The following is a 12,590-nucleotide window of genomic DNA, read 5'->3' on the forward strand; positions in this document are numbered from 1 at the left end:
CTTATCCCCCGCTTACTGGTGGAATTAGTGCAATTTCATCAAAATTATCGATTATGGTGTCATCATTTGCATAAGAATTGTTCACGGCGATGGCCAGAGATGATAATTTTTTCAATTCAGGGTACATTTTTCCCAAATAATCCTTCAGCTCTTTAACGGTCTTGGATTTTTTCGACCCAAATTCACTGGAGCTGGGCATGGACAGGGTTGAGGTACCTATAATGTCTTTGGTTATACCAAAAAGTAATATGGTCATATTATCCAATTATAGCTTTAGCCGGTACTTGCATCAGTTCCGGGAATTTTGAAAATGGCTGTTGGGTAAATCTGTTTCCCGTAGCTGCCTTAAGTGCATTGGCAACCGCTGCTCCAGCTGGGGGCAATGTTGGCTCGCCAAGGCCTGTTGGTGCTATTTCATTTTGTATCAGATGGGATTCTACTACCGGTATTTCCCCCATCCTTATCAAACGGTACTTGTCATAATTCTGGGATTGTGGCTGTCCTTCCATAAAAGTGAGATCGCCATACATGGCATGTCCAACCCCATCTATAACACCACCTTCTATTTGATTTTTGGCGCCCAAAGGATTTACCACAATTCCGCAATCCACTACACAGGTAACTTTTTTTACGACAGGCATCCCATTTTCAATTTCAACATCGGCCACTTCCGCTACATGGGAATTATGGCAATAATAGGCAGCAAAACCTTGGTAGATTCCGTCAGCTTTCTTTCCCCAACCTGATTTGTCCACGGCCACTTTTATAACATTCTGCATACGTTCTGGGGAATATTCGATACGTTCATCCGTAGTTCCCTTAACTTTTTCCAATAGATCCAAACGCAACTGAATGCGATCTACTTCCATGGTTTCTGCCAGTTCATCAAAAAAACTTTGTTCGGCAAAGGCCAGGAAATTGGTATAGGGGGCCCTCCAGGCACCGGTAGTGATGTTACTTTGATAGTTGGCCACATCCACTTGGTAATTCTCTATGGCCCCGGCAGGGAAGAAATTGGGTATTAATCCGTACATGTTCCCCCCAATGGCAGCCTCTTTTAAATGGTAGGCAGATACTTTCCCATCTCTTATAGCTGCTTTTATTCTATATTTTATTGCCGGTCTATAGGTGCCGGCCGTCATATCATCCTCACGTGAAAATACCAACTTGACAGGTTTTTTTACGGCATTGGCAATTTCAGCAACCTCGTAAACAAAATCCCCATATAATCGCCTTCCAAAACCTCCTCCCATGCGGGTCATTTCCAAATGAACGTCTTTCACGTCCCTACCCAACATACCCGCTACCGCAGTGGCAGCGAATTCGGGTGTCTGTACAGGCCCAACCAAATGAATTTTTTCGTCGGTAATATTGGCGAAAAAATTCATGGGTTCCATACAATTATGTGGAAGGAATGGCGATTCATAGGTGCGCTCCAAAATTTTATCGGCCTGGGAAAATGCTTTATTTATATCCCCGTCCTTTCTAAGGGTCTTGAACTCCTTTCCATCCAAAAGTCCCAGTAATTGTTTATCCTGAAATTCAGTGCTTTCCAAAGTGCTGTCATCTACCCAAGTAGCAGATATGGCTTCTTTTGCCTTTAGGGCTTCCCAAGTAGTTTTGGCAATGACCACCACTTTATCACTTTTACCCAAGGTCACGGTCCAATTGCCTACCCCTTCTTTTGAAAGTTCTTTGGCCTTCTCCCCTATTCTGATTACATCCAAAACGCCCGGCATGGCCTTGGCTTTGGTATCGTCATAGGAATCCAATATTTTACCAAAAGCAGGAGGGCGCAACACACTGGCGTATACCATGCCTTCAACCTTATAATCCAACCCAAAAAGTGGTTTTCCGGTAATTATTTTATCAATATCCACATTGGGTGCATCGGTTCCGATAACTTTAAAATCCTTGGGTTTCTTAAGTGTTACGTTTTCCGGTACTTCCAAAGCCGCTGCTTCCTTTACCACATCGCCATAGCCCAAAGTCTCCCCTTTGGCATTGGTGATTACCCCTTCCGAGGTGGTACATTCAGATGGATCAACGCCCCATTTGGCGGCCGCGGCATTTACCAACATTTGACGTGCCGTAGCACCGGTCTGCCTCAAAGGCTCCCATCCAAGTCGGATAGATTGACTCCCGCCAGCAAGCTGCCGGGTATAATTCTCGGTATCCAAAATACCCTGTTGTACATATACATTCTTCCATGCGACATCCAATTCTTCGGCAATCAACATAGGCATTGCGGTTTTTACACCCTGTCCAATTTCAGGATTGGGCGAAAAAATAGTCACCGCACCATTATCGGCAATTTTTATAAAGGCATTAAAATCATTAAAATTTAGCTGTGAAATATCTACCGGTGGTTGCACCTTGGGTTTACAGGCCGTAAAGAGGTTGAAACCTATAAGGAGTCCACCACTGGCCAGTGAGGAAGTTCTAATAAAGGACCTTCTATTAAATGTTATGGATGATGTTGACATAATTTTTTGTTTTTTATCCCTAGTATTTCAAGGATATATTTTTTATTGGTACTTGAATATGGTAATTGGGATGCCCTCATTGGCCAAGGACTACCCTATTTTGGTAGCGGCAATTTCCACGGCCTTATGGATCCTGGTGTAGGAAGCACATCTACATATGTTCCCGTGCATGGCTGTCTTTATTTCGGCTGAAGTAGGGTTCGGATTCTTGTCCAAGAATGCCGAAGCGGTCATTATCTGCCCCGCTTGACAATACCCACATTGTGGAACGTCCACTTCTTTCCAAGCCTGCTGTACAGGATGGCCGCCATCTTCCGATAGCCCTTCAATAGTGGTGATCTTTTGTCCGGCCACAGAGGCTATCGGCAAAGAGCAACTTCTTACTGCGTTGCCGTCCAAATGTACCGTGCATGCACCACATTGGGCAATACCACAGCCATATTTGGTTCCTAACAAGTCCAAATGATCGCGCAAGACCCATAGTAAAGGGGTGTCTTCCGCAACATCTACACTTTTGGTAATTCCGTTAACATTGATGTCGTATTTTGGCATAGTCGATGATTTTAAGTTGAAAAATTGTAATACTCTACAAGTTACCAAATTTAGGAAAAGTATGTGTTATTTTAACAGTTTGTTAAGGGGGGTATAATATTCTTATTGTCGTCGCTTTAAATAGGGATTGATAAGCACCATGGCATAAAAACCAAATAATAAAACTCCTTTTATTTAAAAGGAGCTTTTATCCAAATAACATTCCACGTTGGGATGCAACCATAAAAAGGAAGCTGGTAAGGAAGTGGTTATTTCCCTACTCAACAATTTTTTGATGGCTTTTTTCTTGCTAGGGCCCGTTACCAAAAGAATAATTTTCTTCGATTTTAGAATGTTGGCCATGCCCAAGGTTAGGCCATAGGTGGGTTTGGTATTCATTTTATTGGCCATGGGATGCTTTAAGGAGGATTCGCTTAAATTGGCAATATGACAATCAGGAATCAGCGTTTTTGAAGGTTCGTTAAATCCTAAATGCCCATTTTTTCCAAGACCTAGTATACAGATGTCTATTGGACCGTGTTCCTGAATTTCATTTTCCATACGATAACATTCCTTTTTTGCATCTGTTGGGCTACTATCGAAAGAAATATAATTGCTTTTAGGAATCTGTAAGGGTTCCAAAAGTTTTTCTTCAAGATAATAATCATTGGTACTGGTATAGTGTCCATTGGTTCCACCCCATTCATCCAGTTTGATGATCTTTATTTCCTTAAAAATCTTTGGGTTGCTTTGGTAGGATTCTGACAATTTCCCGTAAAGCCTTGTGGGTGAATAACCTGTGGCGGTACAGATCAATTGCTGTGGCTTCTCTTTTATTTTGGGCAATAGGGAATCAAAAGCCATTTGGCTCATATTTTCATAATCGGTACAGTAGTGTATCTTCATAACAAGCCCAAGCATTATCTTTCAATGGGATAGTTAAAATACAAAAATTTGGTTTTGGTCTTGCTTTGGGCCCAAAGTTTTCAACTTATTTTTTCAAACCTTTAGTATTGGACATCCATAAGGGGTCGTGCTATTGCCGATTAAAAAACCTAATTTTTGAATTGTATATGGTGTACGGATTGGTTTTCAAAAAAATGTGAATAAAGTCTTTAACAAATATTAACACCTATTTTTAATCGAATTATAATTTTAAATAGTTTTGAGCGTTCTGCTAGGTGAACGTTAAAAATTATGAAAATGAAATTATATATGAAAATGGCGGCTATCTGCTTCAGTATGGCCTTATTTGTTTCTTGTGGAAATGCTGATGATGATGTTGAATTTGGAGTAAATGGTAACGGTGGAGATCTGGGTCTTGGAGAACCGGTGGACGACTGTTTAAATTTAGGAGATGGGGAATTGGTCCTATCCATACAAGATCAATACACCACTCTGCCCGGTAAAGTGTCCATCTTTTTTAAGGTCTCCGATACAGATGGGGATCCCGTTCCCGGACTCAAGGCAAGTCAGTTTACCATATATGAGCAGGGTAGAAATGATGAATGTTTTAATACAATATCCACTTCCGAATCTTTCGCTAGAATTTCTCCCAACTCGCAAATTTTCAACAACAATACCATTTTGGTGCTGGATTTGAGCAACAGTGTTTTGAGCAGTAGTATGGAAGAATTGAAATCGGCCTCCACAAGCTTTGTAAACAATGTGATGCCAGAGGTGGATACACAATCTTTTAAAATGGCGATCTATTGGTTCGACGGCGAGGACAAACTACATGTGTTAAAGGAACTTACCCATATAAAGCAGGATTTGGTGTCTTCTATTCAAGGAATTACTGCAGATATCAGCAATGATCCATCTACCGATCTATATGGAGCGGTTATTAAAGCTACGGACAAGGCCGAAAAATTGTTGGCAGAGAGTACCACTAATGACCGTATTGGTGCCGCATCGGTAGTTATATTTACCGATGGTACCGATCAGGCTTCCCGTTACACCCAAAGTGCCGCTTTAAAAAAGGTGGATAATGCCAACAAGAACATTGCTTTCTTTAGTATTGGATTGGGAGCGGAAATTGATGCTGACATTTTGGGAAAAATAGGAAAGACTTTTAGTGTGTATGCTGGAAATAAAGAGCAATTGGAAACTACTTTCAACGATATTTCCTTCAGGGTTTCCGAACAGGCAAACAGTTTTTACCTGTTTGAATACTGTAGCCCAAAACGGGATGGAAGTGGTGAGAACAACCTGGCCATTCAAGTGAAGGAAGGTAACAGGCAGGGTGCGGTACAAACTAAATTTAACGCAAAAGGATTTACGGGAGGTTGTGAATAACCTAATTTAAAATTCTTTAAATCAAAGAGTTAGAGTATCAAATTGTTTTGATGCTCTTTTTTTTGTTAAAATTTCTTTAAGGCATGACATCTTTTTCTGCTATATGCCCGTATAACCTTACAGAAAACTATTTGTAAATTTTTTAACAAAAAAGAAATGAGAAAAGTAACGTTAGTTGGTTTGATGGGAATGGCGGTTTTGGCCTCCTGTGTATCTAAGAAAAAATATGTAGCTCTTGAAGGGGATTTGTCCAATACAAAAAGCATGTTGACAAAAACCCAAGTTGAAAAAGAGGAATTGGAATCCAAAGTTTCTAAAATTGAGGCTAGGGTTGCGGAATACAATGAAAAAATAAATTCCTTACAGGAAATCAATGATTCCCAATTTACTTCTGTAGATGATGTTGCTGTTATGAGCAACAATACAAAGGCAAAAATGAGAGCTACTTTGGCAAAAATTGATCCTAGTGAATTGGCCAAGGCCCAAACCTTGGAAGATTCCATGAATCTTGCCATTTCTTACAATTTGAAGAAATCCATTGCTGATGACGACGATGATATTAATATTGACATTAACAAAACTGTTGTAATGATCAATATATCCGATAAATTATTGTTTAATTCCGGAAGTTACAGGGTAAGTAATAAAGCCAACACTATATTGGCCAAATTGGCAGAAGTTATCAACTCTGAGCCTAGTATGGAAGTTATGGTAGAAGGGCATACCGATTCTAAAACCATTAGCACCGAAATGTTTCAGGATAACTGGGATCTAAGTGTAAAAAGAGCCACTTCCATTGTTAGACTTTTACAGAACAAGTACAATGTAGATCCTGCTAATTTGATAGCAGCGGGTAGAAGTAGCTACTTGCCTTTGGTTGAAAACAACAGTAAGGAAAACATGGCTATAAACAGACGAACAAGAATCGTAATTATTCCAAATTTGGATAAGTTTTTTGCGCTTTTGGATGCTGAATCCCTTTAAGATATTATTTATTATAGAATTTTTGTTTTAGCTTAAAAAACCCCCGATGCGCGCATCGGGGGTTTTTTTATTCTTTTTTTGAGGAAATATGGTGTACAGGAAATTTCTATTTCTTGGTTACTTTATATTCAACACCTTTAGTATCTTGTGATAAACCTCATTGTTTTCATAAACACCTTGGAACTCTTGTGAATGGGGTCCGTAGGCAAAAATAGGAACCATGGTGCCCGTATGATCATCGGTAGTGAAGTCGCCCTCGATCATTTTATGGTCCATATTCCCCTGTGGCATGGTGAATCCTGAGGTTTCGTGATCTGCCGTTATGACTACCAAGGTGTTCCCCGTTTTGTCCGCGAATTTAATGGCTTCAGTTATGGCTACATCAAAATCTATCCCCTCTGTGACTATACCGGATACTTCATTCCTATGTCCGTACGAGTCTATTTGGGCTGCTTCCACCATTAAAAAGAAAGGCTTTTTCTTGGCGTTTAAGAATTGAAGTCCATTTTTGGTGGCTTTCGCCAATATATTTCCTCTACCCTCCAAAAAGCTGGGAACATCGTTTTCCGCGATGAACAATCCTATTTTATCTTTTTTGCTAGCTCCTAATTCTTTAACATCCTTCAGTATGGAAAAACTCTTTTCCTGTAATTCGGTTGTATTAAATATGGATTCCCCTCCCCCGACGAATAGTGAGAGCTTACTTTTTAATAAATCTTGGACGATGCCCTCGGTATCATCCCTATCCTTTTGGTGGGCATAGAAAGAACTGGGGGTGGCCCCAACAATTTTATCAGTGGTGATAATTCCCGTTACAAATTGATGTATATCTAGCAATTCGGTGATATTTACTAGGGGTTGCCCGTTAGGGGCCATACCAATAGACCTGTTATAGGTTTTTGTGCCAGTGGCCAAGGAAGTGCCTGCAGCAGCTGAATCTGTTGTAAAGTCGTCCGAAGATTGGGTTTTAATAAACCCTATGCTTTTCAATTGCGTCAGGGTAAGGCTGCCTCCATTGGCCAAAACCGATGATGAGATTTGGGTAAGCCCGTTGCCATCTCCTATGAGCAATATAACATTCTTGACATGCTTTTCCGTTTGGTCGGATTTGTAGGAGGGCTTGTATACATCAGATTTAGCCTTGTTGTAATATACCCTGTCCCCCAAGGTTTGTAAATATACGGATGATTTATCTGGCATATCCGTGTTTATATAGTCCACCCCCAAATCATGGAAGGCTTTCCATGCGGTCTTGGAGTCCGGAGTGGCCCAAAAACGGAACGGCTTGTTGTAAGAATGCGCTTTGTCTATCGTTGTTTTTACTTTTTCCAGATCCTGGGCGGTTAGTCTTCCCTTTCCGTTCCATCTGGAAAATTTATAAAAAGGTAGACTGATCAGTGCTACTTTTTCCCAGGCCTCAGTGCTGGGAATATCGTCCAAAGTTTGATAATCGAACTTAATGAAGGACGGATATTTCATATACTCTTCCGGTTTAGGTCTATTTCCGGATATGACCATGGTAATTTTGGGATTGTTGATTATGTTGGGATACTTTTCCAAAACACTGACTATCTTCGCTAGTGTGCTATAGGTTTCCGACTTTATATCGATTAATAGTTGTAATTCCTGTTGCTTGCCCAGCTTTAACTCCAACACCTTTTGTATTGGGTCCAAATACAAGCTTTCTATAGTGTGGCTTGGTATAATATCTACTTCGTCATGGGTAGCATATAAGGCGTCGTTCTTAAGAAAAACATCTACTTCAATAGAGTTTGCCTCATTGGCATAGGCATCCCAAAACGGTGCAGTTTGTAGATAATCGTTATGGGAATGTATTTTAAAGGAATTTGTTTTCTGTCCCAATACCATTTGTAGGGACAGTAAAAACAGCAATAAAAAAAAGCGAATGGATTTAAACATTGAAATTTATTTATATGACTATTGATACTAAATTTTGAGGTGCTAATAACTTTATTACCCATTTAATTGTCAGAGACAATTAAATGGGCTGGACCAATTTAAACAAAACTAAATAATTTCTTCGGCAGAAATTGTTACATAGGGATAACTTAACCAAGATATAAACTGTTCCAAATACAGGTCCTTGAAAAAAGATGCTTATAAAGACCTCCAAACAAGACAAATCGAAAAAAATAAAAAGGAAGGTAGGGTTTTTGGCTAGATAATTGTTCTAATAGTAACAACCCTTATCAACCTATGTTCGCAATGAATGCTAAAAACTAAATTTTGTAACACTTTAAAAAAAGAATATCATGGTTGTAATCAACGACATTTTTAAGTATAGCGCTATCAGCGAGCTATCCAATGGGTTAAAGGGCCTTGTGATAACTATTTTCACCTGTATTGTAAGCATTCTATTTGTAATGCTCTACTGGATCCTTGTTTATGGGGATAGTATACGTATTTCTTATGGATATTAGAATTATCTTAAGATCAGTGCATTTTTAAAATTCCCTTCTCCCGACTTTAGGTCGATCAAAAATCCATTGATAACCGCATAGCGGGGTTTGCCCTGTTCTTCCAATATAAAGTTAGGAATAACGCCTACTCTCATTTTAAATTGTGGTATTTTGTAGTCCTTTCCTATAATGTTGAGGGGAAAGGTTACATAATTTTCGCCCTTCGGAATGTTCTCCACCCTTACGTAGGTAAAGCCCGATCGTAGAAGATCCAATGCCTTTAACTCTGAAACCTCTTTTATGGAGGATAGGGTTTTTGGGTATACCTTTCCTCCTACCATGGAGTAGCCTTTTCCTTCCAAAGTTTCGTAACCATAATAGGTAGATAGATCCCCTTGGTCTACTACCCTACTACTGTTATAAAAGGTTCTATGCGCTGTGCCATCAATTTCCAATTGGTGTATCCCCACATCTAAAGTATAATTTTTACCCAGTAAATTATAGGTGAGGTTATTCAGTTTTAGATCGAAAAGTTTTCGATCATTTTCGGGGATTTTATCGTAGTCCGAAATCGGTATATTTTTGTAGTTCCCATTCGCTATAGTGTAGATGGCGGATAGAATGGAAACATAATTCAATTTTCGGATCTCCTGTTTTTCAGGATCATTTTTAAAACCTCCGGATTCTATTAAAATAGCACTTGTTCCCCACTTTTGAATATTGTCTCCAAAGGCCCTTGGCTCAAAATCGTCGTTATAGCGGCCTACTTGTCCAGGGGCATATTCCTGAATTATTTGATTCATATAGACAATCACCTTCATAGCATTGGCCCGGACTTCGTTGATATCCTTTTCGTAATTAAAGGCCGGTGCCAAGTAGGAGATGGTAGCAGGCTTATCCGTTCTTTCCGCGTTGTAATACGTGCTCTGGTCGTGAAGATTAAATCCGAAATCTGCATCCAAACTATCCCTAACCCTTTTTAAGGTCCTTCCCTCGGGCGATTGCAATGATAATGCGTCCCTGTTAATATCTATTCCCAAGGTATTTCTTCTTTGATATACTTGAGCCCCATCCGGATTGAGAATAGGTAAAAAATGCAATTTTAGATTTTTTAGGATGTTCTCCTTTTCCGCCTTGAAATCGCCACTGGTCAAAAAATTGAAAATATCAAAAATAGCTTGGGTGGCCGTGGGTTCATCACCATGCATTTGCGACCATAGAAAGACATCGGTAGCACCTGTTCCAATACTTATTAGGGAAAGGTTGCGCCCTTCGATGGATTTCCCAACAACCGCAACCTTGAATTTGGGATGGGCAGACAGTTTGTTTATTAGTGGCTGAATATCATCAGGCTTTATCCGTCTTTTGACCAATGAGGGTTCCTTGTATTTTTCATAGGATGCATATAAGCTGGAAGTAAAATCCTTTTCCTGTCCATAGCCAGAAAATACTATTAGTAAACAAAGGATTAGGGCAAATTTATGTGATGTCATATTATTGTTTTGCTAGTGGTGTAGGTTTAAAATTAAGTTTTTTGGTTGCTCTTTTTACTCTTTTTAGAAATTTTTCACCGGGATCGGTCTTTACGGTCCTATAGCCCTCATCTTTCTCCAACCACAGTTCGTGATCTTCAAAATGAGTATACTCATAATGACCAATTACGTAATCTATATCGTATTTGGATTTTAAATATTTTACCAGCCATTTGTTTGATCTTAATTGTGCCCTGGTGAGTTTGGTATCCCCGGTTCCTCCGACATTTTCTATGCCAATGGCACAATGATTTAGACCTATTACATGTCTGGCCATGGTGGTTTCTGGCATTAACCTATATATTGTACCATCTTGGTCTACAAGAAATTGGGAAGATACGTTTAAACCACTGGCCGAGCTTATCTCGGGCCTCCAATCTGGCAGGGTTGACAATTCAAAGGCTTGGTACGATTTTTCCAGTGTCGGGATTACGGTCCAGTGCAATACTACCATCTTGGGTTCTATAACCGGTTCATCTTGTATTAGGTCGTAATGATCGGATAAATATTCCAAGGTAAGATCTTTTCGTTCTTGATCAAAAATGATGGGTTTGTCTATTATTTCACGGTTTACGGAACATGAGATGGCCATAAAAAGGGTGCACAAAAGTAAGCTCTTCTTCATTCTATTTTTAGTATATAAACTTGGGCAATAAAGATACAATATCATTTTATTTCTGTAGAATCCCTTTTTACCCTGTAGTGGATGGTTATTTTTTTTCGCCCCCATTCCAAAGCTTTTTCCTTGTCCTCCCCCATATAGATGTCGATCCTATTTTTCCATTTGGAATGCATCTTATCCTTTACCCAATAAATACCGGTATCCCCTTTTAGCTTTACTTGGGTATTGTACTCCAGTCCCAAGGGAATCAGGTCTTTGGATACGGCAATTATTTTCATACCGGGTTTTAGCGAATCGCCCCAAGCGGTAATTCCAGGATGGATTTTAGAGGTTTGTGAGGGAAAGGAATTGTAGGCGGTGGCCGTTACCCTAAGCGGCTTCCAAACATAACCATCATCCACAACTTTCTCCTTGCAACTGGCCAAGGACAATAGGATACCCGGCAAAACCAACCATAGTATAATCTGCCTACCCTTAGCGCCCAATGTACCCAAAATATTATTCACACCAATTATTTAGATTAAAAAACCAACAAAATAGAGAGTTTGGTATTAAGTAATTAGAAAACTATTAGATTTTGTTTTTATCACTATACCATCTTTTTAGCCATCTGGAAATGCCCTCCAAGCCGGGATATATGATTCTTTCCGTAATGTTTGCCTGATCTAGCTTATCCCTTATTTCCCACTTTAATCCTGATGGAATAATTACTTTCTTTAAATACTTGGGATGGTTTTTAAGCCAGTCCAATGGACTGGAATCCGGATCCAGCATAAATGAAAAAAGAGCAAATTGGTTAATTATACGATCGTCAAGGGAGGGTGGCTCGAAAAATATCATTGTATTGGCGTTCCGACTCGAAAAATCATATAGTTCTTCTATGGAATTACCTATAGTTTGTTTTAGCTCCATGGAGCTAAAATAGAAAATATCTTTGCTTAATATAGGTGTTTTGAGCTCTTCCGGAAGATGCTCTCTTAGTGCTACATAATTTACCATCCAGATGGCTCCGTCCAAATTATAAGTGCCCATATCCTCTGTTAAAAAATGTAAGGCAACATTGGGAGAGTGGGTCCAGTCAATTAGTCTTGTAGGAAGTCCGTGGTGCTGTCCCAAGGAAATCCAGTTCCAGAGGTTGTTATAATCATCGATCAAAGTGTTAATAGGCGAGTACTTCCTAAAGTTTCTAATCATAGTGGCTTCTACTTTTGAAGCTATTCTTCCTAATCTTTGAAGGCTGGTCTCCAATCCAAATTGGGCATTATAGACCCCCCTATAGGCATACGGAGATCGAAACCTATCGATCTTTTCGTCTTTTTCATTAAACAAATACGCTTGAAGTTCCAACCAACTCTTAGGCTCAAATAATTCGAAATCTTCCATTTATCTGAATAATTTAAGTGCGGACCCAAATTGGATCCAAATGATGATATAAATTCTGTAAAACATTTAAATGGTCGGCAATAGCCTTGTAAAGGGCCGAAGCGTACTCTATTGCTATATTTTCTTTGTGAAACACAATATTCACATATATATCATTCCCAAATTGCATCGGCCACCCTTCCCGAAATGTTAATTTAGGAAGTTTAGGAATAAAAGGAGTGTGCAAACCATAAAAATAAAAATGGCAATCGACTTTTCATGCGTACGTATAGCTCAATCTTTTTTGCTCAAATCCAATCGGGAAATAGCATGTACTAAAGATAATAAAATGAGT

12 protein-coding genes are annotated in these 12,590 nt (G+C 39.4%); 3 read left to right on the forward strand and 9 right to left on the reverse strand.

The features are described from left to right. Position 1: 1 nt before the first annotated feature. The 4 genes from MWU84_RS13995 to MWU84_RS14010 form a co-directional block, all read right to left on the reverse strand. Positions 2-256: a MoaD/ThiS family protein gene (locus MWU84_RS13995; RefSeq protein WP_246902379.1), complete on the reverse strand. Its 255-nt coding sequence runs from the start codon at positions 254-256 to the stop codon at positions 2-4. A 1-nt stretch (position 257) separates the two neighbouring features. Continuing rightward, a complete protein-coding gene (locus MWU84_RS14000) occupies positions 258-2,486 on the reverse strand; it encodes a molybdopterin cofactor-binding domain-containing protein (protein ID WP_246902381.1) in 2,229 nt (742 codons plus the stop codon). A gap of 90 nt (positions 2,487-2,576) precedes the next feature. Beyond that, positions 2,577-3,038, reverse strand: a complete 462-nt coding sequence (locus MWU84_RS14005; protein ID WP_246902383.1) for a (2Fe-2S)-binding protein — start codon at positions 3,036-3,038, stop codon at positions 2,577-2,579. A gap of 174 nt (positions 3,039-3,212) precedes the next feature. After that, positions 3,213-3,923, reverse strand: coding sequence for a galactosamine-6-phosphate isomerase (locus MWU84_RS14010; protein ID WP_246902385.1), 711 nt, complete (start codon positions 3,921-3,923; stop codon positions 3,213-3,215). 297 nt (positions 3,924-4,220) lie between these two features. On the opposite strand from MWU84_RS14010, the gene MWU84_RS14015 reads away from it, so the two are divergent. Further along, complete coding sequence (locus MWU84_RS14015) at positions 4,221-5,315, forward strand: VWA domain-containing protein (RefSeq protein ID WP_246902625.1); 1,095 nt, start codon at positions 4,221-4,223, stop codon at positions 5,313-5,315. 156 nt (positions 5,316-5,471) lie between these two features. Continuing rightward, a complete protein-coding gene (locus MWU84_RS14020) occupies positions 5,472-6,299 on the forward strand; it encodes an OmpA family protein (RefSeq protein WP_246902387.1) in 828 nt (275 codons plus the stop codon). Between the two features lie 117 nt (positions 6,300-6,416). Here the strand turns inward: MWU84_RS14020 and MWU84_RS14025 are convergent, their stop codons facing one another. After that, positions 6,417-8,219, reverse strand: coding sequence for an alkaline phosphatase (locus MWU84_RS14025; protein WP_246902390.1), 1,803 nt, complete (start codon positions 8,217-8,219; stop codon positions 6,417-6,419). 353 nt (positions 8,220-8,572) lie between these two features. Here MWU84_RS14025 and MWU84_RS14030 point away from each other — a divergent pair, with 353 nt between their 5' ends. Continuing rightward, complete coding sequence (locus MWU84_RS14030; protein ID WP_246902392.1) at positions 8,573-8,740, forward strand: hypothetical protein; 168 nt, start codon at positions 8,573-8,575, stop codon at positions 8,738-8,740. Positions 8,741-8,742: 2 nt separating this feature from the next. On the opposite strand, the gene MWU84_RS14035 is transcribed toward MWU84_RS14030, so the two are convergent. From MWU84_RS14035 to MWU84_RS14050, 4 genes are all read right to left on the reverse strand, one after another. Continuing rightward, complete coding sequence (locus MWU84_RS14035; RefSeq protein ID WP_246902401.1) at positions 8,743-10,212, reverse strand: M14 metallopeptidase family protein; 1,470 nt, start codon at positions 10,210-10,212, stop codon at positions 8,743-8,745. 1 nt (position 10,213) lies between these two features. Next, the gene (locus tag MWU84_RS14040) at positions 10,214-10,876 is read right to left on the reverse strand and encodes a peptidoglycan recognition family protein (protein WP_246902404.1); all 663 of its coding nucleotides are present in this window, start codon (positions 10,874-10,876) and stop codon (positions 10,214-10,216) included. A gap of 41 nt (positions 10,877-10,917) precedes the next feature. Next, positions 10,918-11,379: a 3D domain-containing protein gene (locus tag MWU84_RS14045; protein WP_246902406.1), complete on the reverse strand. Its 462-nt coding sequence runs from the start codon at positions 11,377-11,379 to the stop codon at positions 10,918-10,920. Positions 11,380-11,443: 64 nt separating this feature from the next. Next, entirely contained in the window at positions 11,444-12,256 is an 813-nt protein-coding gene (locus MWU84_RS14050; protein WP_246902408.1) for an FRG domain-containing protein, read from the reverse strand. Positions 12,257-12,590 lie beyond the last annotated feature (334 nt).

The sequence above is a fragment of the Arenibacter sp. F20364 genome, assembly GCF_023015905.1.
Lineage (GTDB): Bacteria > Bacteroidota > Bacteroidia > Flavobacteriales > Flavobacteriaceae > Arenibacter.